The 19,619-nt window shown below is 39.3% G+C and carries 21 protein-coding genes; 13 read left to right on the forward strand and 8 right to left on the reverse strand.

Annotated elements, in window-relative coordinates:
• Window positions 1-3: 3 nt before the first annotated feature.
• The 3 genes from H5117_RS00540 to H5117_RS00550 all read right to left on the reverse strand — a co-directional run bounded on the left by H5117_RS00540 (window position 4) and on the right by H5117_RS00550 (window position 3,267).
• Window positions 4-1,020: an aspartate carbamoyltransferase gene (locus H5117_RS00540; protein ID WP_002958914.1), complete on the reverse strand. Its 1,017-nt coding sequence runs from the start codon at window positions 1,018-1,020 to the stop codon at window positions 4-6.
• A 114-nt stretch (window positions 1,021-1,134) separates the two neighbouring features.
• Window positions 1,135-1,569, reverse strand: a complete 435-nt coding sequence (locus H5117_RS00545) for a CopD family protein (protein WP_002958913.1) — start codon at window positions 1,567-1,569, stop codon at window positions 1,135-1,137.
• Between the two features lie 15 nt (window positions 1,570-1,584).
• The gene (locus tag H5117_RS00550; protein WP_002958912.1) at window positions 1,585-3,267 is read right to left on the reverse strand and encodes a chloride channel protein; all 1,683 of its coding nucleotides are present in this window, start codon (window positions 3,265-3,267) and stop codon (window positions 1,585-1,587) included.
• A 321-nt stretch (window positions 3,268-3,588) separates the two neighbouring features.
• On the opposite strand from H5117_RS00550, the gene erpA reads away from it, so the two are divergent.
• A complete protein-coding gene (gene erpA, locus H5117_RS00555) occupies window positions 3,589-3,927 on the forward strand; it encodes an iron-sulfur cluster insertion protein ErpA (RefSeq protein ID WP_002958911.1) in 339 nt (112 codons plus the stop codon).
• Window positions 3,928-3,976: 49 nt separating this feature from the next.
• Here the strand turns inward: erpA and H5117_RS00560 are convergent, their stop codons facing one another.
• A complete protein-coding gene (locus H5117_RS00560) occupies window positions 3,977-4,165 on the reverse strand; it encodes a hypothetical protein (RefSeq protein ID WP_024596569.1) in 189 nt (62 codons plus the stop codon).
• 446 nt (window positions 4,166-4,611) lie between these two features.
• On the opposite strand from H5117_RS00560, the gene H5117_RS00565 reads away from it, so the two are divergent.
• Window positions 4,612-4,851 (forward strand): helix-turn-helix domain-containing protein, encoded by a 240-nt coding sequence (locus H5117_RS00565; protein ID WP_002958908.1) that lies wholly within the window; start codon window positions 4,612-4,614, stop codon window positions 4,849-4,851.
• Window positions 4,852-4,921: 70 nt separating this feature from the next.
• Here the strand turns inward: H5117_RS00565 and H5117_RS00570 are convergent, their stop codons facing one another.
• The 4 genes from H5117_RS00570 to H5117_RS00585 are packed head-to-tail and all read right to left on the reverse strand — an operon-like array spanning window position 4,922 to window position 8,677.
• Window positions 4,922-6,301, reverse strand: coding sequence for an AmpG family muropeptide MFS transporter (locus H5117_RS00570; protein WP_002958907.1), 1,380 nt, complete (start codon window positions 6,299-6,301; stop codon window positions 4,922-4,924).
• 49 nt (window positions 6,302-6,350) lie between these two features.
• Window positions 6,351-6,971, reverse strand: coding sequence for a peptidylprolyl isomerase (locus H5117_RS00575; RefSeq protein WP_002958906.1), 621 nt, complete (start codon window positions 6,969-6,971; stop codon window positions 6,351-6,353).
• Between the two features lie 2 nt (window positions 6,972-6,973).
• Entirely contained in the window at window positions 6,974-7,534 is a 561-nt protein-coding gene (locus tag H5117_RS00580; protein WP_024596567.1) for a YajG family lipoprotein, read from the reverse strand.
• A complete protein-coding gene (locus H5117_RS00585; RefSeq protein WP_024604970.1) occupies window positions 7,535-8,677 on the reverse strand; it encodes a methyltransferase in 1,143 nt (380 codons plus the stop codon).
• Window positions 8,678-8,719: 42 nt separating this feature from the next.
• Here H5117_RS00585 and H5117_RS00590 point away from each other — a divergent pair, with 42 nt between their 5' ends.
• The 11 genes from H5117_RS00590 to nqrM all read left to right on the forward strand — a co-directional run bounded on the left by H5117_RS00590 (window position 8,720) and on the right by nqrM (window position 18,894).
• Window positions 8,720-9,331, forward strand: a complete 612-nt coding sequence (locus H5117_RS00590; protein WP_182735946.1) for an alpha-ketoglutarate-dependent dioxygenase AlkB — start codon at window positions 8,720-8,722, stop codon at window positions 9,329-9,331.
• 61 nt (window positions 9,332-9,392) lie between these two features.
• Window positions 9,393-9,704, forward strand: coding sequence for a BolA family transcriptional regulator (locus H5117_RS00595; protein WP_024596564.1), 312 nt, complete (start codon window positions 9,393-9,395; stop codon window positions 9,702-9,704).
• 113 nt (window positions 9,705-9,817) lie between these two features.
• Complete coding sequence (gene fabV / locus H5117_RS00600; RefSeq protein ID WP_182735947.1) at window positions 9,818-11,011, forward strand: enoyl-ACP reductase FabV; 1,194 nt, start codon at window positions 9,818-9,820, stop codon at window positions 11,009-11,011.
• Between the two features lie 633 nt (window positions 11,012-11,644).
• Window positions 11,645-12,988 carry a Na(+)-translocating NADH-quinone reductase subunit A gene (locus H5117_RS00605; RefSeq protein ID WP_182735948.1) on the forward strand — a complete coding sequence of 448 codons (1,344 nt, stop codon included), beginning with the start codon at window positions 11,645-11,647 and terminating at the stop codon, window positions 12,986-12,988.
• Window positions 12,989-12,992: 4 nt separating this feature from the next.
• On the forward strand, window positions 12,993-14,195 hold the full coding sequence (locus H5117_RS00610) for an NADH:ubiquinone reductase (Na(+)-transporting) subunit B (RefSeq protein ID WP_002958899.1): 1,203 nt from the start codon (window positions 12,993-12,995) through the stop codon (window positions 14,193-14,195).
• Window positions 14,188-14,940 (forward strand): Na(+)-translocating NADH-quinone reductase subunit C, encoded by a 753-nt coding sequence (locus H5117_RS00615; RefSeq protein WP_002958898.1) that lies wholly within the window; start codon window positions 14,188-14,190, stop codon window positions 14,938-14,940. Before H5117_RS00610 ends, H5117_RS00615 begins: the two co-directional genes overlap by 8 nt.
• Window positions 14,940-15,572, forward strand: coding sequence for an NADH:ubiquinone reductase (Na(+)-transporting) subunit D (locus H5117_RS00620; protein WP_002958897.1), 633 nt, complete (start codon window positions 14,940-14,942; stop codon window positions 15,570-15,572). Before H5117_RS00615 ends, H5117_RS00620 begins: the two co-directional genes overlap by 1 nt.
• A 10-nt stretch (window positions 15,573-15,582) precedes the next feature.
• A complete protein-coding gene (gene nqrE, locus H5117_RS00625) occupies window positions 15,583-16,191 on the forward strand; it encodes an NADH:ubiquinone reductase (Na(+)-transporting) subunit E (protein WP_002958896.1) in 609 nt (202 codons plus the stop codon).
• Between the two features lie 18 nt (window positions 16,192-16,209).
• A complete protein-coding gene (nqrF, locus tag H5117_RS00630; RefSeq protein WP_002958895.1) occupies window positions 16,210-17,439 on the forward strand; it encodes an NADH:ubiquinone reductase (Na(+)-transporting) subunit F in 1,230 nt (409 codons plus the stop codon).
• Window positions 17,440-17,548: 109 nt separating this feature from the next.
• Window positions 17,549-18,580: an FAD:protein FMN transferase gene (locus H5117_RS00635; RefSeq protein ID WP_182735949.1), complete on the forward strand. Its 1,032-nt coding sequence runs from the start codon at window positions 17,549-17,551 to the stop codon at window positions 18,578-18,580.
• A 101-nt stretch (window positions 18,581-18,681) separates the two neighbouring features.
• Entirely contained in the window at window positions 18,682-18,894 is a 213-nt protein-coding gene (gene nqrM, locus H5117_RS00640; RefSeq protein ID WP_007376137.1) for a (Na+)-NQR maturation NqrM, read from the forward strand.
• Window positions 18,895-19,619: the final 725 nt, after the last annotated feature.

The raw sequence follows: 19,619 nt of genomic DNA on the forward strand, positions 1-19,619 counted from the left end.
GGGTTAGCTGTCGCGTTTGCGGCTAAACCAAGGTACGTCTACTTCATACTTATCGACTTTGTTTTCTACGCCGAGTGTTAAAGCAAACAGTGCCATACGAATTAATACGCCATTTTGTACCTGGCGGAATATTGCTAAATTGTCGTTACTGTTTAAGTCGTTATCAAGCTCGTTGGCTTCTAAGCGACTGTCACGTGGAAGAGGATGCATTAATACAGAGTTAGGCTTACAGTGAGCGCTGTAAATAGATTGGCTAATCCTAAAACCGCCACGGTATTTATTTGCTTCTTCTTGCGATGGAAAACGCTCTTCTTGAATACGTGTTTGGTAAACAATATCGGCTGCTAAATTGCCTTCCATCTTATTTACTAGCTCAATTTTATGGCCAGCATTTTCTACTGCATCTAAAATGCTTGTTGGCATTTGTAAGCCGTCAGGCGCGACCATCGAAAACTTTACATTTTTATAATGGCACAATAGTTTAGATAAAGAATGCACTGTGCGGCCATACTTTAAATCGCCCACAAGCGCTATATGCATACCATCAATATTTTGACCAAAACGATGTAATTCGCGCTCAATGGTTAATAAGTCAAGTAATGCTTGAGTAGGGTGCTCATTTGGGCCGTCGCCGCCATTAATAACCGGCACAGTACAGCCGTCAGCAAATTCACTAACTGAGCCTGCATCAGGATGGCGCATAGCAACAGCGTCAGCATAAGCTGAAATAACGCGGGCGGTATCGTAAAGAGACTCACCTTTAGCAAGGGCTGAACTTTGCATACCTGTAGTTTCACGTACGCCACCGCCAAGTAAGTTAAAGGCGGTGCCAAAGCTAACTCGTGTACGAGTGCTCGGTTCAAAAAACAAATTAGCTAAAATAGCGCCTTCTAGCACCGTTGTTTGCTTTTGCTTTTTAGCATAAGGCTCCATTTTTTTTGCTACTGCAAAAATACGTTCAATGCAGTCTCTGTCTAGCTGATTTACAGACAGTATATGCTCACCTTGGAAACTTAACATGGGGTAATTCCTAATCAATCAAATGGGCGCGATAATCCATAAATGGAGCACGCAATCGCGCGTGTTATAGCAAGTATTGTAAATTGCAGCGCAGTTTAACATGCACCGAAACGCTTATAAATTAGGTTTTATTACCGCAAGCGCCACTATGATGAGCAACGCAATAACTGGGAGCTCATTAAAAATACGGTAAAAGCGGTCTGTCTTAGTGTTGCGGTCATGTTTAAAGTCATTTAATAACTTAAAACAGTAGCCGTGGTATATATATAATATGATCACCAGCACTAGTTTATAGTGCAACCACATACTGTATCTAAACCAATCACGACCATATTCAACAATGGTCAACACACCAAATACAGCGGTTAATACAGCAAATGGGGTAACGAAATAAAGTAGTCTGCGCTCCATAACTTTTAACATAGAGTTGCATGATCTTTCCTCGCTCATAGCGTGATATACAAATAATCGAGGCAAGTAAAAAATACCGGCAAACCACGCAATCATAAAAAATATGTGGAGTGTTTTATAAATCAATAATGCGCTCATAATAGTCCTTATTGTTTAAAGTAAGCTGTTACGAATGGTTAAAATATGATGAATTTGATCCCAGCGTAATAGCCCCATAATTTGTTGATTATCTAAAAGGTTATAAACGTAAAGCGCGCCACTTCTTTTATCTTTTAGGATATCGAAAGCATCGGCTAGGGTGGCCTGACTACTGATGCCCTGCAAGCTAATATAATTTATATTTATTGTTTCATTAGACATTAGCGTTAAATCGTATTCAGCGAGACGATAGCCATTTTCTTCGTCAAAAACAATTAACGGAGTTTGGCTATCCATGGCATCTAATGTGCTTTTTATTTGCACTTTGTCGTCTGAATAAAGCAATTTAAAGTCTTCATCCATATCATCCATTATCCCCACTTTTTGTAATGCTTCGGTAGCGGGAGATACATGGTACGGTAATCCCTGAAAATCTAGTTGCTGCAAAAATATGGAGCGATTTCCAAAAAACTGTAATGCTGTTACATAGGCCGTGGTGATCACAAGCATAGCTGGAACAATTATTTCAGGTGACGATGTAAGCTCCATGACCGTTGTTAAAGCAGCTAGTGGTGCATGCAATGTGGCGGCCATTAATCCGGCCATACCTAAAACGCCATAAGTACCCGCTATATCAGTGCCAGGACTAATAAACTGAGCAAAAAAAGCCATTAATGTACCAATTAATACGCCAAGTCCAATTACCGGACCAATTAAACCGCCCGGAATACCCAAACCGATAGCAAACAATGTAGCAAGTAGTTTAGCGATTAAAATAGTTGTGAGTAGCTTCACGTCATCAGGAGATTCAACCGCGATAGTTATTGCGCTCATACCAGAGCCCATAGCATGAGGCACTGCGTAAGCTATTAAGCTGGCAATGCATCCTGCAATTAATAAACGAGGGAACATACTTAAAGGTTTAAATGTTTTAATAATTAGCATTAAGTTTTGATTAAAGCTAAATGCAATAGCACCCAGCGCCATACCGCATAATATTAAATAAGGGTAATGCCAACCACTCAATGGCGCTATGGTAATGAGTGCAAGCTCTGAGCCTTCACCAAAAACAAACTGTGTTGCCAGTGCGCCAGTAACAGCGGCAAGCATGATAGGTACAAATATATGTACTTTATATTCACGAAGTACCACTTCCATTACAAAAATAACGGCTGCAAGTGGAGTATTAAACGACGCGGCTATACCTGCCGCTACTCCACAACCACTTAGAGTGCGCATGGCATTATGCGGTAAATGCAGCTTATCTGCCAAAATACTCGCCCCAGTTGCGCCCATATGCACGGAAGGCCCTTCTCTGCCAACTGAAAAACCGCTAATGAGAGCAAGTGCGCCACCAACAAATTGATTAACCGTATTGTATAAAGGCATTTGCCCGTAGTGACGTTTAATTCTGTGTATAACGAAGGGGATACCCAAGCGGTAATGTTTAAACCCAGTAAAGGCAGCAAACGTGGCTATTAGTAATGCAGCAACTAAAGGCATTAGTACACGTTCAAGTGTTGGTAGGGTAGTAAAGTCGTCAGGTGTTTCTAAAAATAAGCTTTGGAAAAACAGAATGGTTAAGCGAAATAAAATAATAAAAAATGCAGCAATTAATCCGGCAACTACGCCTAATAAGCATAATTGTACAGATGTTTTAGGTTTTGCCAGCCGACGCCTGAGTTGCTCAAGCCACATGCATAATTCCTCGCTGTATTTTTCAGCAGCATTTTAGCAAAAGAGTTTAGCTAAGTCCTTGTGATTTTGAAATTTTCGTAACTTATATTAACAATTTGCAGTGAAGATTAAGACCTATTGCCTATAACTTAAATATTTAATGAGTTTATAGCGTATAAAGGTCGCTTTTAGCTTGCTTAAGTATTATTTTAGCTAGTTAATGTTTGGCCACTTTTTTACTAATTTATAGATATAACTTAGAGGAAAGAGTTGTTTTACTATACTTGATTAAAACACTCGGGTATTAGATAATCACGCCATTGCGATATTGAGGGTTTTAAAATGTCTGAAGAATTACCAATTAAGTTCAGCGATGCGGCTGCTGTTCGTGTTAAACAGTTAATCGACGAAGAAGAAAACCCAGACTTAAAACTGCGTGTTTATGTAACAGGCGGTGGTTGTTCTGGTTTTCAATATGGTTTTACTTTTGATGAAAAAGCGAATCCTGGCGATTTAGAAATTGTAAAAAATGGTGTAACACTCGTTATTGATCCAATGAGCATTCAATATTTGGTTGATGGTGAGGTTGATTACACTGAAGGATTAGAAGGCGCACGCTTTTTTGTATCTAATCCAAATGCAACAACAACCTGTGGTTGTGGTGCAAGCTTTAGCGTTTAACAGCCAAACGCTAAATAGAATAAAGCCGCTTTTGCGGCTTTTTTAATGCCTATAAATCAGTTGGTGCGTATTCGGTAATTTGCATTATCAATACAAAAAAGCCGAGTACAAAGGCTGAAAACGCTAAAATATACATAAAGCCTTTTTTACCTTGTTTAATTGGTACGCCGTTGTGGCGCAAAAAAAAGTACCAACCTAAACACAACACGATAGGTAATAAAAAAAGAAGTCTGAACATTACTTGGCCTTTTTAGTGCAAATTATTGCTTAATAATAAACGTGTAACATTAAAAAGGAACAAATATGTTATAAATATTTTTAAGCTGTTTTATGAAGGTAATATTATTTTTTTAATATTTTCTGATAACTTAGGTCAAATATTCAGTGTTTATAAATGTTCGTTCAGGTTGATTTTGTACCGAGTATGTAATTAATTATTTAACCAAAGTGTTAATAGTATATAATGTATCCAAGAATGAGACGGGCAAAATTTCATTCTCAATAAAAACAAATCTTTACCATATTATTAGCGTAGTTTTTAGCTGTGTTGGTGGAGTGAGTAGCAACACATGCTTTATTAAGCAATAGCTTGCTATTGAAAGTATGACTGCTTACCTGCCTACGGCTATTGATGGAAACTACTGCTTTAATGGGTACGTCAAATCATCTAGTAGGAGATGTAAAATGATGGGCAAAACAGTTTCTTCTGAAGAAAATGCAAAGCTAACAAAGTGGCTTAAAACTAAGCGCCATGAAAAGGGTCATACAATGCGAAGCCTAGCACAAGTGCTTGGAACGCCTCATTCATTTATCGGCAAGATTGAAAATCAAGAACGCCGTTTAGATGTCATTGAGTTTGTTCGCTATTGTACAGCTCTAGAAGTTGATCCACATGAAGCACTTAGCTTGCTAAAAGTAGATTAACTCAATAATTGCTTAGTACACTTTTAGGGGCACTTGATAGTGCTAAGCAATATGTTAATGCAGGGATGCATTAAATATTTTTGTGGTAATTCTTCTCAAGCTCATACAACTTATGCCTAATCAGATATAAAAATATCAACGAAGGTAAAACCATTAAGGCTGTTAAAATAAAGAACAGCGACCAATTTCCCATTAACCAATCATCAATTACTACACCACTGTAGCTTGAAAGCAATGTTCGTCCTAAATTCCCTAATGACGCCAGTAATGCATAGTGCGTTGCACTAAATGCTCTATCGCATAACATCGATATAAAGGCCACCATAGCGACCAACGACCACGCTTGCGTAAAGCCATCAATAACAATAGCAAAGGCATACAGCCTTAGGTCAGGGCCAACTAAAGCAATCCACGAGAAGGCTAAGTTTGAAGCAGCCATTGCAATACCACTTACAAATAAACCCTTAACAATGCCATATTTTTGATTAAATAAACTGCCAACAAAGGTAAATATGATTGTAAGTACCGCTGTACCTACCTTCGAAAATGTAGCTATATCGCTATTACTAAAACCAATTTCTTTATAAAACACAATCGACATGCGCCCTAAAAACGCTTCGCCTATTTTAAATAAGAAAATAAACGCAAGTAATGCTAGTGCTGTTTTAACGCCATTTTTAGTAAAAAAAGCTCTAAAGGGATCAATAACGGTTACCGCAAGCCACGCAACAGTTTTTGTTAAAGGAGTTTGTTTTGTAGAGGACAGTTTTTCAAGGTACACACGCTCAAGTTCAGCATGTACTGCTTCGCGGTTAGTTTCGGGCTCTTTTGCAAACAGTGCTCCACTCATTAACAGCAGCATTACGGCAGCTAAAAAGTAATAAATTTGTGGCCAGTCGAGCGAGGGGATATCGGCCATGTAAAATGGAATGGCGCCTAAAAGTGCATAACCTGTCCACCAACCCGAAGTTGCCATGGCGGCTGCAGCGGTTGCTTTGTGTGATTCGCTTTCGCTTAGGGTGTCTATTCTAAAGGCATCAATAGCAATGTCTTGAGTAGCCGAAGCAATGGCGATTAATAAACAAATCGCAGCAACAATTGCCAAATTAGCTTTTAAATCAAGCCCTGCTAATAGCAAGGTGCCAATAAAAATAAAACTTTGGCAAAATAGTATCCAACTGCGACGCTGGCCTAGCCATTTATATAAAATAGGAAGTTTTGTACGGTCAATGAGTGGTGACCACAAAAAGTTTATGCTGTAAGCGCCAAATACAATGCCAAATAGGCCTATCATACTGCGACTTAGCCCTTCATCTTTTAGCCAAGCAGACATAACAGAGCCAATTAAAACCCACGGAAAACCGCTACTCATACCAAATATGAAAATGTGGATTAAGCGTTTGTCTTTAAAGTAAGAAAAATATTCGCTAATAGAGAGAGATTTGCTCATAGGGCCTTCATTGGCTTTGATGCAGAGCAGCTAAGCTGCTCTTAAAAAATTATAGTGGGACTTGTTCAAGCACTTTAATATTTAAGATGACAACAGGTTTTTTAGGTACGAAATCGTAGCCAATTTTTTCATTAAAACCGGTTTCAACAGTCATAATTTTATCAAGCGTGTCGTAACCATCCATTACGCTACCAAATACTGCAAAGCCCCAATCTTTCCCTGGATTTAAGTGATCGTTATTATCCATATTAAAAAAGAATTGGCGAGTTCCTGAGTGCGGTTGTCTATCTTGATAGGCCATAGCAATGCTATACATATCGTTTTTTAAACCGTTACCGCTTTCATTAAAAATAGGGTCATTTTCATGTAGGCCATCATAGTCTTTATCGTAACCGCCACCTTGAATAACAAAGTCGCGATCATTTTCTACATCGCGCTCAATACGGTGAAAAACGCTGCCTTGATAACTTTTGTCTGACACGTAAGTTAAAAAATTATTGACTGTGATGGGCGCTTTAGAGCGATCTAGCTCAACCACGATGCTACCCATTGACGTTACAATTTCTACGCGTGGAAAAATGTTGTCCTTTTGCACAAAGCGGCCTTCTTGGGCTGCTAAGCTACTTACACTAAAAAATAGGCCTAAGCAGATTAAAAAAAGTCGTTTCATAGTTAACCTTCTAAAAATTCTATTAATTCAGGGTCAGATACAATGCGGGTAATAACTTGCTCAGTCAACTTATTGAGTTGACCTTCTATTTTTGCTTGCTCATGACTAAATGGGCCTTCTAAATTAGCACTACCTCTATACACTTTACTAAAGTTACTTGAGGCGCGAATAACACGCACGCCAAGTTCTATGTGGGCTTCGCTGGTATGGCTCACTAGCTTTTCGGTTACAACAGCTTGCAATGCATGAATATCTACTTCAAAGCGAACCGTTGCTAAGTTAGAAATACTGGCTCCATTGCGGCTTAGGGCGCTGTCTAACACACTTTTAATAGAGCTGGTAATACCTTGGCTTGCAAAGGTTTTAGTTTTGTCTGACTCAATAAGTTTAAGTGTTGATGTATCGCCACGTAAATCAATTACACTAGTACTTAAGCTACTATTTATAGTGCTAATTTGACCATTTTTATAAACTGGGTTAAGTATTACTTGGCTAGGCTGATTCGCGCAGCCAGCAAGTATCAGTAATACACAATACCCAATTATAATGTTTGTTAATTTCATTTATAGCATTCCACTATTTTTTGTTGCACTTAAAACGACAAACTTTTTGTTTGAACCTAGCAACTTACAGTTGCCAAACATACGGTTTAATTTATCATGATAATCTAAATGACGATTACCAATAATACGCAGCTCGCCGCCTTCTTTTAAAGTATCTTTTGCTTGTTTAAACATTTGCCAAGCAATATGGTCGGTAACGGCCTGAGCTTGGTGAAATGGAGGGTTACAAAGCACCATATCTACACTGTCTCTTTCAAAGCCTGTTAAACAGTCGTTTTCGATGAACTCGCAGTTATCAAACTTATCGCCTAGGTTAATTTCTACATTTAACCGAGCCGACTCTACTGCCATGTAAGACTCATCAACAAAAGTAACTGATGCATTAGGGCAACGAGCAAGCGTCATTAATCCAACAACCCCGTTACCACAGCCTAAATCAATAATGCTTTTAGCTTTTGGTGTTTCTGGTAAGTAGTTAAAAAAGAAGCGTGCACCAATATCTAACGAATCACGCGAAAACACATTTGCATGGTTTGTTATATTAAACTCAGTACCTTCAAGCTCCCACGTTACAGGGAAATCTGCTGCTTTATATCCGCCTTTAGCTGTACTTAATATAAGGCGGGATTTTTTAACTGCTAGGCTAGTTTTTGTTTCACCAATAAATTGCTCAAATGATTTTATTGTTGAGTTATGAATTTCTTTTGTTTTACCTGCAGCAATTACTGGCGTACCAGGTGCAAGGACTTCACTGAGCTCACTTAACTGAAACTGTAAAAAACCTACATTACGAGGGATTTTAATAAGTACTAAATCAACATCCTGCGGTAATGCAGACAAACTATCTAATTGTGTGAAATCTGCTGTAGGCAGTTTGTTTTCTTGTAAGTTATAAGCCGCAGCTTGGTGGCTAATATAAGAATCGTTAACTGAACAAACCGTTAACTTATTAAAATAACAAGCAAGTGCACCAAAGCTATCGTTTAAAATAAGCAATGAGCGACAATCAGGGTGATGTTCGTTAACATAATTGATAAGGTACTCATCTGCCGAATCCCACGCTTGTAAGCTGCGGTTTTTTTGATCCAAAGGAAAGCGTTCAAGAGTAAAGGTTTTATCGCCTAGCTGGGCTTGCGTCGTCATAATGGTTCGTTGATCAGTAATCTAATGTAGGTAAATTCTAACATGCAACGGCAAAACGCCAACCCCCAACAGTTACCAAATGGCTTTTCTTATCAAAGTAGGGCACTTAGTGCACAAAAAAGCCTCGATCTATTTTATTATTTGCAAAAAAACCTACGTTGGCAACAACCCGATGTAACTGTTTATGGTAAAACGGGGCCTATTCCACGGCTACAATGCTTCATGAGCGATTTAAATATTGAATACGGCTATTCAAGTAGTAAGCAAATAGTAGAGCCATGGGATGAATTGTTACTTAATATGAGAAGGCGTTTAGAGACGCACTTAAATCAGCCTCTAAACTCATTACTCGTTAATTATTACCGAGATGGTAATGATACGATGGGCTGGCACAGTGATGATGAAATAGAGCTTGGTGATAAACCAACAATTGTGTGTGTCTCGCTAGGAGCTGATCGGGTTCTAAAGTTAAAGCACAAGGCGAGCAATAAAGTAACCGACTTAAAATTACAAAGTGGCAGCTGTTTAATAATGAATGGACATAGCCAGCGAGATTATCAACATGCAATACCTAAACAAACAACGCTTGCACATCCTCGAATAAGTTTAACTTACCGATTTATTAGGGACATTAAACAAAAGCAATTTAGTTAGCCAAGCGCTGCGTTAAATTGTTATAGTAAGTGTATAAATTAGCTAATTAAAACGGTCTTTTATGTCAATGCAGCAACAGATCCAAGAAAAAATAAGCAACGCTATTGCGTGTAAACATTTAAACGTAATTAACGAAAGCCATATGCACAGTGCGGGCACTGAATCACACTTTAAAGTAATAGTGGTTAGCGAAGGTTTTACAGGTAAACGTTTATTGCAGCGCCATCGTGAAATTAATGAAATTCTAAAAGATGAATTAGCAAATCATATTCATGCACTCGCAATTCATACATATACACCCGATGAGTATACAGAGCAGGGCGGCGAGGCACCTGATTCACCTAATTGTATGGGCGGCTCTAAATTAGCTTAAATAATTAATAGCGATTTGATTGTTACACTTGTGGTTAACTGATCAGATCAGTGTTTTTAGTATTAGCCTTTAAACTAGCGCTAATTTTTATTGTAAAAGATATAGGATGATCAATGGTCATTAAGCCTAAAATTCGTGGATTTATCTGCACAAACGCACATCCAGCTGGTTGTGCAGAGCATGTTCAAGAACAAATTAACTATGTAAAACAACAAGGCGCATTAAAAAATGCACCAAAAAATGTATTAGTTATTGGCGCATCAACAGGCTACGGCTTGGCTTCGCGCATTACAGCAGCGTTTGGTGGTGGTGCTAAAACATTAGGTATTTTCTTTGAAAAAGAAGGTACAGAACGCAAAACAGGCTCTGCTGGTTGGTACAATACCGCTGCTTTTCAAGATGCAGCAGACGAAGCAGGCCTTTGGTCTAAAAATATTAATGGCGATGCGTTTTCTAACGAAATTAAACAAAAAGCAATCGACACTATTAAAGCCGATTTGGGCAAAGTAGATTGTATTATTTACAGCTTAGCGTCTCCTCGTCGTACAGACCCAAATACGGGCGAAGTTTACTCATCTACGCTTAAGCCAATTGGAAATGCCGTTACTACTAAAAACTTAAATACATCAAAGCGTGAAATTGATGAAATTACTGTTGAAGCTGCAAACCAAGACGATATCGACAACACCATTAAAGTAATGGGCGGTGAAGATTGGGAAATGTGGATTGACGCATTAAAAGAAGCGGATGTATTAGCCGATAACTTTAAAACGACTGCGTACACTTATATTGGTAAAGAGCTAACATGGCCAATATACGGACACGCTACTATTGGTAAGGCTAAAGAAGATCTAGACCGTGCAACCGCTGCTATTAAAGAATCAACAAAAGATTTAAATGGTGAGGCATATGTTTCATCACTTAATGCTGTGGTAACGCAAGCAAGTTCTGCTATTCCTATTATGCCGTTATATATCTCTGCTTTATTTAAAGTTATGAAAGCAGATGGCACATACGAAGGCACTATTGAGCAAATTCACGCATTATTTAGTGAAAACTTGTATGGTGAATCTCCTCGCTTTGACGACGGTGGACATTTATTCCAAAACTATAAAGAGCTAGAAGACGACGTGCAAGCACGCGTGCAAGCTGTTTGGGATAAAGTAGATACGAGCAGCATTGATGAGCTAACAGATTATGTTGGTTACCATAATGAGTTTTTACGCTTATTTGGTTTTGGTATAGATAGTGTTGACTACGATCAAGATGTAGATTCAGTTAAGCCAATTGCCAATATGATTGACTAACAGAACTTAGGGCCTGTTTATCTTTCGAGGTTAAATTTGCAGCAGTCTGTTTGGTATTTAGGCAAGGCAGAGCCTATGTAGTGTGGTTATTCCCCATAAATGGGCGATAACGTGGAATAAATGCCAAACATGCGCTGCCCAAAGGGTTCTGCCTAGGGGCTATTTACTCTTTGTTGTTCGGTTTTTACTTAGCCCACTAGGTTACAAACCTCACGCCGCGATTAAATAAATAGCCCCTAGATTGAACAAATTTTAATCCTGAAAGGTCAACAGGCCCTAGTTATAAAAAGCCGCTATCGCGGCTTTTTTTGTATTATGCGATTTGTTGAATTTACGATGAAATCAGGAATGATAATTGCTTAGGCTACCACTTTGGTCTAGCTTGATTTTTATTTAATTCACTTAACAAAACTAAATAAGTGTTTCTGTCGTATAATTTTCATAAATACACTCGCATAGTCATCTAAAATGATGTTAAAATCTCGACAATATGTGATGAGTTTTACTACGTTGCTTGTTTGATATCTCTAGCAAGCTGCTCTTTTGTACCTTGATATAACTTGGAATAACTCAAATGGCGACGTGGTTGATACGATTTTTCAGTTTCTTTCCTTTAATGTAATGCAAGTGCGTATGATCAACATAAAAAAAGGTCTGGATTTACCCTTAGAGGGCGCGCCACAGCAAGTTATACATGACGGTTCTGCTGTCAAACGTGTAGCTGTGCTTGGCGAAGAGTTTATCGGTATGCGTCCAACCATGCATGTTCGTGTGGATGACCAAGTCAAAAAAGGCCAGGTACTTTTTGAAGATAAAAAGAACCCAGGCGTCCTATTTACTGCTCCAGCTTCTGGTACAGTAAAAGAAATAAATCGTGGTGCTAAACGTGTGCTGCAATCTGTTGTTATTGAAGTAGCAGGCAGTGAGCAAATCACCTTTGACTCTTTCAAAGCAGACGAGCTTCCGAGCTTAGAGCGCGAAAAAGCCAAAGAAGTACTTATCCAGTCTGGTCAATGGACAGCACTTCGTGTTCGCCCATTCAGCAAAGTAGCGGCTGTGGATGCAAATCCTAGTTCTATTTTTGTGACCGCAATCGACACAAACCCATTAGCTGCAGATCCTGCAGTAATTATTGCAGAAAATGCGCAAGCATTTGAAGCGGGTCTTGCAGTTGTTTCGCGTTTGACCGATGGCAAAGTATTTGTGTGTAAAAAAGCAGGCAGCCAAGTTCCTAGCTCATCTATAGCTCAAGTAGAAGTACATGAGTTTGGTGGTGTGCATCCGGCTGGCCTCGTTGGCACTCATATCCATCATCTTGATGCAGTTTCTGTTAGCAAACAAGTTTGGCATATTGGTTACCAAGACGTTATTGCGTATGGTCACTTATTCCTTACTGGTGAAATTTACACAAATCGTGTTATTTCGCTTGCAGGTCCTCGCGTTAAAAATCCACGTTTAGTGAAAACACAATTAGGTGCTTCATTGGATGATTTAGTGGCTGGTGAGTTAGAAGACGGAGATAACCGCGTTATTTCTGGTTCTGTTCTATCGGGTTCTATTTCAAACGGTGTTCATGCATTCTTAGGTCGTTACCACGTTCAAGTATCTGTTTTACTTGAAGGTCGCGAAAAAGAATTGTTTGGCTGGATTGCACCAGGTAGTGATAAATTCTCTGTAACGCGTACATTCATTTCTCACCTTGCACCAAGTCGTTTATTTAAAATGACAACGTCAACAGGTGGTTCAAAACGTGCCATGGTACCAATTGGTAGCTACGAGCGCGTAATGCCGTTAGATATTTTGCCTACTCTATTATTACGTGACTTAATTGCACGTGATTTAGACAGTGCAATTTCATTGGGCGCGCTTGAACTTGATGAAGAAGATTTAGCGTTATGTACCTTCGTTTGTCCAGGCAAATACGAGTATGGTTCTATCCTACGCGATTGCTTAACTACGATCGAGAAGGAAGGCTAGAGAGATGGGTTTAAAAAAATATCTAGAAGATATCGAGCCGAATTTTGAAGCCGGTGGTAAATATGAAAAGTTTTATGCACTGTATGAAGCAGCTGCAACTATTTTTTATACACCAGGCTACGTAAATAAAGGCGCGACACACGTACGCGATAACATCGACCTAAAACGTATGATGATTTTAGTGTGGATGGCGACGTTCCCAGCTATGTTTTTTGGTATGTTCAATATCGGTCATCAGGCCGCTGGTGCTTTAGCACAAGGTTTTGAACTAGCAAACACGTGGCAAGTTGGTTTGTTCCAGTTATTCGGTGGCGAGTTAACCGCTGATGCAGGCTGGGGCGCTAAGATGTTCTATGGAGCATGTTTCTTCTTACCTATCTACGCTGTAACATTTGCAGTAGGTGGTTTCTGGGAAGTTATATTTGCTTCAGTGCGTAAGCATGAAATTAACGAAGGTTTCTTCGTTACTTCTGTATTATTCGCACTTATTTTGCCAGCAACTATTCCTTTATGGCAAGTTGCGTTAGGTATTACGTTTGGTGTAGTAATCGCTAAAGAAATCTTTGGTGGTACTGGCCGTAACTTCTTAAACCCTGCTTTAGCCGGTCGTGCATTTTTATTCTTTGCATACCCAGCTCAAATCTCAGGTGACACAGTATGGACAGCAGTAGATTCTTTCTCTGGTGCAACTATGCTAGGCCAAGCATTTGCTGGCACACTTGACTTTGCAAACATGGAATTATGGTGGAATGCGTTTTATGGTTTCATTCAAGGTTCTGTAGGTGAAACATCTACACTTGCATTATTAGTAGGTGGTTTGTTCTTAATTTACGTTCGTATCGCTTCTTGGCGCATCGTACTAGGTGTATTCCTAGGTATGGTAGCAACTGCATTTTTATTAAATGCTGTTGGCTCAGAAACTAACCCTGTATTTGCAATGCCTTGGTATTGGCATTTCGTACTTGGTGGCTTTGCGTTTGGTATGTTCTTTATGGCTACTGACCCTGTATCAGCTGCATTTACTGACAAAGGTAAATTAGCATATGGTCTACTAATTGGCTTTATGGTGGTTATGATACGTGTTGTGAATCCTGCTTTCCCAGAAGGCATGATGCTAGCAATCTTATTTGCTAACTTGTTCGCTCCACTGTTCGATCACTTTGTAGTGCAGGCTAATATTAAGCGGAGGTTGGCACGTAATGTCTAGTAATAACGAATCAATCGGCAAAACGTTGTCAGTTGTTGTAGCACTATGTTTAGTGTGTGCAATCATTGTATCGTTTGCTTCTGTACAGCTTCGTCCTTTACAGCAAGCTAATAAAAACAAAGATATTCAAAGCAATATCTTAGCTGCTGCGGGCATCGACAAAGTTGAAAATGTTCTTGAAACATTTGATGCAAAAATCGAAGCGCGCGTTGTAAACATGACTACAGGTGAGTTTGTAGATACAGACCCAACAATCTTTGACTTTGAAAAAAGCAAATATGATGCAGCGCTAAGTGTTTCTCTTCAAGAGAAAGGCGTTAAAGATATTGCTGGTATTCAACGTGTGACTAAAGAGTCACCGGTGTATATCTCTAAAAAAGAAGATGGCTCAGTTGATGCAATCATTCTTCCTATCCAAGGCTACGGCTTATGGGGCTTGATGTACGGTTTTATCTCGCTTGAAAGCGATGGTGAAACAGTTAAGGGCATTATCTTTTACAAGCATAATGAAACCCCAGGTCTTGGTGGCGAAATCCAAAATCCACAGTGGACTGCTACATGGGAAGGTAAAGAACTTCCAATTCAAATTGTTAAAGGTACTGCGGGCAATGATGAGCATAAGATCGATGGTCTTTCAGGTGCTACATTAACGTCTAACGGTGTTGATCATGCAGTTGACTTTTGGACTGGCGAAAATGGCTTTGGCCCTTTCCTTGCGAAAGTACGTAAAGGAGCATTGAAATAATGGCTGATACTAAAGAAATGAAGGCGGTCCTATTCGGTCCGGTTTTAGCTAACAACCCAATCGCACTACAAGTACTTGGTATTTGTTCTGCGCTAGCGGTAACGTCTAGCTTAAAAAATGCATTAATTATGTCAATCGCATTGACACTTGTAACTGCGTTTTCGAGCTTCTTTATCTCGCTTATTCGTAACCAGATCCCATCATCTGTACGTATCATCGTACAAATGACCATTATCGCATCATTGGTAATCGTTGTTGACCAAGTATTACAGGCATTTTCTTATGCTACTGCAAAAGAGCTTTCTGTATTCGTTGGTCTAATCATTACTAACTGTATCGTAATGGGTCGTGCTGAAGCATACGCGATGAAGTCGCCACCACTTATGTCATTCCTTGACGGTATTGGTAACGGCTTAGGTTACTCTGTAGTACTACTTACTGTTGGTTTCATTCGTGAGCTATTTGGTAAGGGTTCACTATTCGGTGTTGATATTATCCCATTAGTACAAGATGGCGGTTGGTATCAGCCTATGGGTCTATTGATCTTACCACCGAGTGCATTCTTCATCATTGGTTTATTCATATGGGTACTGCGTACTTATAAGAAAGACCAAGTAGAAGCTAAAGCGTAAGGGGCAAATAGTGGAACATTATATTAGTTTATTTGTAAAAGCCGTTTTTATTGAGAACTTAGCGTTGTCATTCTTCTTAGGCATGTGTACTTTTTTAGCGGTATCCAAAAAAGTAACTACATCAATTGGCCTAGGCATAGCGGTTATAGTTGTATTGGGTATTTCTGTGCCTGTAAACAACTTGGTTTATCATGCGGTACTTGCACCTGGTTCACTAACTTGGTTAGGTTACCCAGATGCAGATCTTAGCTTTTTACGTTTCTTAACTTTCATTGGTGTTATTGCAGCACTTGTGCAAATTCTTGAAATGGCATTAGATAAGTTTTTCCCTGCACTATACAACGCGTTAGGTATCTTCTTACCACTTATCACAGTTAACTGTGCAATATTTGGTGCGGTATCATTCATGGTTGAGCGTAACTATAACTTCGGCGAGTCTGTTGTTTATGGTATTGGCGCTGGTGTTGGTTGGGCACTTGCAATTACATTACTTGCAGGTATCCGTGAGAAACTGAAATACTCAGACGTACCTGACGGCTTACGTGGTTTAGGTATTACCTTCATCACTGTTGGTTTAATGGGACTTGGCTTTATGTCATTCTCTGGTATTTCACTGTAAAGGTAGCGAGGATAAATCATGGATTATCAGATTTTCTTAGGCGTTGGTGTTTTTATCGCTATCGTTGTACTACTGGTTTTAGTCATCATTGGTGCTAAATCTCAGTTAGTTGCAAGTGGCGATATTATCATCGGCATTAATGGCGACCCAGATAAAGCCATTAAAACATCAGCAGGTAGTAAGCTTTTAGGCGCACTATCTGAGTCAGGTATATTTGTATCATCTGCTTGTGGTGGCGGTGGCTCTTGTGGTCAGTGTCGTGTACACATTAAAGAAGGTGGTGGTGATATTCTGCCAACTGAGCTTGATCACATATCTAAAGGTGAAGCCCGTGAAGGCTGTCGTTTAGCGTGTCAGGTAAATGTTAAAAATGACATGGAAATTGAACTTGAAGAGTCAATTTTTGGTGTTAAGAAGTGGGATTGTGAAGTTATCTCTAATGATAACAAAGCAACGTTCATCAAAGAACTTAAGCTGCAAATTCCAGATGGCGAGTCAGTGCCGTTTCGTGCGGGTGGTTACATCCAAATCGAAGCTCCACCTCACCATGTTAAATATGCAGATTTCGATGTTCCTGAAGAGTATCGTGGCGACTGGAACCATTTTGGTTTCTTCGATCTGGAGTCAAAAGTAGACGAAGAAACAATTCGTGCTTACTCAATGGCTAACTACCCAGAAGAAGAAGGCATCATTATGCTTAACGTGCGTATTGCTGCTCCACCTCCAAGAAACCTTAGCTTGCCATGTGGTAAAATGTCTTCGTACATTTGGTCACTTAAAGAAGGCGACAAGGTAACTATTTCGGGTCCATTTGGTGAGTTCTTTGCTAAAGACACTGATGCAGAAATGGTATTTGTTGGTGGTGGTGCTGGTATGGCGCCAATGCGTTCTCATATCTTTGACCAACTTAAACGTTTGAACTCTAAACGTAAGATGAGCTTTTGGTATGGTGCACGTTCTGAGCGTGAAATGTTCTACGTAGAAGATTTTGACGGCCTAGCCGCTGAAAATCCTAACTTCGTATGGCATACAGCACTTTCAGATCCACAGCCTGAAGATAACTGGGAAGGCTATACTGGCTTTATCCATAACGTGTTATTTGAGAACTATCTTAAAGATCACGAAGCGCCTGAAGATTGTGAGTACTACATGTGTGGTCCTCCAATGATGAATGCGGCAGTTATTACTATGCTTAAAGATTTAGGTGTTGAAGACGAAAATATCTTACTAGATGACTTCGGTGGCTAACACTAATACCAAAACAGTTTAGTTTTGGTTAAAATACCAGCCTCGTAGCACTTGTGTTACGAGGCTTTTTTTATTCTTTAATTTTATCAATCTATTAAGTAGAGCTGTTATGAATCGAGTAAGTACTTCACAGGGCATAATGGCCTTTTTACTAATTACACTGACTTTATTATTGTCTGGGTGTGGTGAAAAGCCAGAGTTAAAAGAAACCTTTTTAGAAGGTAAGACTATGGGTACCACTTATCATATTAAATATTATGATGAGCAAGCCCAGCTATCGGCTTCACAACTACAGCTGCAAATAGACGCTGTTTTAAAAGATGTGAACCAATCTATGTCTACTTACATAGAAGACTCTGAAATAAATACATTTAACAGGTTACCTGCAAATCAAGTCATGCCAATTAGCGAAGATTTTAGGGCTGTTATAAGTGAGTCTATTCGCTTGGGTGAATCGACTAAAACACTCGACGTAACAATGGGGCCTTTAATTGATTTATGGGGCTTTGGGCCTGATAAAAAACCAACTAATCGCCCAAGTGATGAAGAGCTTGCAAGTATGGTTGAAAAAATAGGCATTGATAAACTTATCTTAAATGAGCAAGGGTTGGCTAAAACAGTTAATGGACTGGAGCTTTCTTTTTCGGCAACAGCTAAGGGCTATGGTATTGATAAAGTTGCCCAGTTATTAGAAAACCACGACATTACTAATTACATGGTTGAGATTGGTGGTGAGCTACGTATAGCTGGTGAAAAGCCAAATAATCAGGATTGGAAAATCGCGATTGAGCAACCAGATGCGCAACCTGGAGAGCGTAAGGTACACCGTGTTTTATCGCCAGGTACAAGTGGTATAGCGACATCGGGTGATTACCGTATTTTTTATAAAATGGATGGCGAGATCTATACCCACTTAATTGATCCAGCAACAGGTATGCCTATTAAGCACGACTTAGTGTCGGTAACTGTGCTTCATCCAAGCGCTATGACGGCAGATGGTTTAGCGACGGCACTTACTGTAATGGGGATGCAAAAAGCGCAAGCTTATGCTGAACAACATGATTTACCGGTTTATTTAATAGGTAAATCAAAAGAGGGTTTAGTTACCTACTCAAGCCCAGCATTTAAGCCTTATTTATAGTATGGTGCTGACTTGTTTATTTCCGTGTTATTTGGGTATATAATAGCAGTCGCTCAGAAATATTTGAGTTTAATTTATTGCTGATCAATAGGGGCTAAGCAATGTCACTTTTTCTTCTTACTTTTGGCTTACTAATTTTGATAGTTTCGGCTATGGCCGTTGGTATGATCGTGCAAAAAAAATCTATGGCAAGCAGCTGTGGTGGTTTAGGTTCGGTTGGTATTGATAAAGCCTGTGATTGCGATGATCCATGTGATAAACGCAAAAACCGTTTAGCAAAAGAGCAAGCCTGGAAAGAAAACCAAATTATTTAAGCCTGTCTTAAATATTAAAAAGCGCTTTATAGCGCTTTTTTTGTGCCTGTAAAACGCCTTCGCATCATAGCTTCCAAAGCAATCCAATCTAAATGTATTAGACAAAGGTATATAGTTTAGTTTTTTTCACCTATTAGGTTTATTTTTCTCGTTTGTCAAATTGGAGCTAACACTCTAAAGTTTAACCATAGACAAAGAGCAAGGCTCTCGTCATAAGCTTGAGGCATAAGTTAGCCTCGCTTAAAAGAATCTTTATATTGTGTGTGAAGATGTTGTCAGTGTGAAAGGCAACTCAAGTTTGGTGGTGACTGAGTTTGAGTTGTTTTTATTCCCTACAATTGCCACGCAGTGTAAGCCAAGAATCTTTATATTGTGTGTGAAGATGTTGTCAGTGTGAAAGGCAACTCAAGTTCGGTGGTGACTGAGTTTGAGTTGTTTTTATTCCCTACAATTGCCACGCAGTGTAAACCAAAAATCTTTATATTGTGTGTGAAGATGTTGTCAGTGTGAAAGGCAACTCAAGTTCGGTGGATTCACTTCCATAAAGAACGAGTTTGAGTTGTTTTTATTCCCTACAATTGCCACGTAATGTAAACCAAAAATCTTTATATTGTGTGTGAAGATGTTGTCAGTGTGAAAGGCAGCTCAAGTTCGGTGGTGACTTAGCTTGAGTTGTTTTTATTCCCTACAATTGCCACGTAGTGTAAACCAAGAATCTTTATATT

The sequence above is a fragment of the Pseudoalteromonas sp. SG45-1 genome (assembly GCF_014164135.1).
Lineage (GTDB): Bacteria > Pseudomonadota > Gammaproteobacteria > Enterobacterales > Alteromonadaceae > Pseudoalteromonas > Pseudoalteromonas distincta.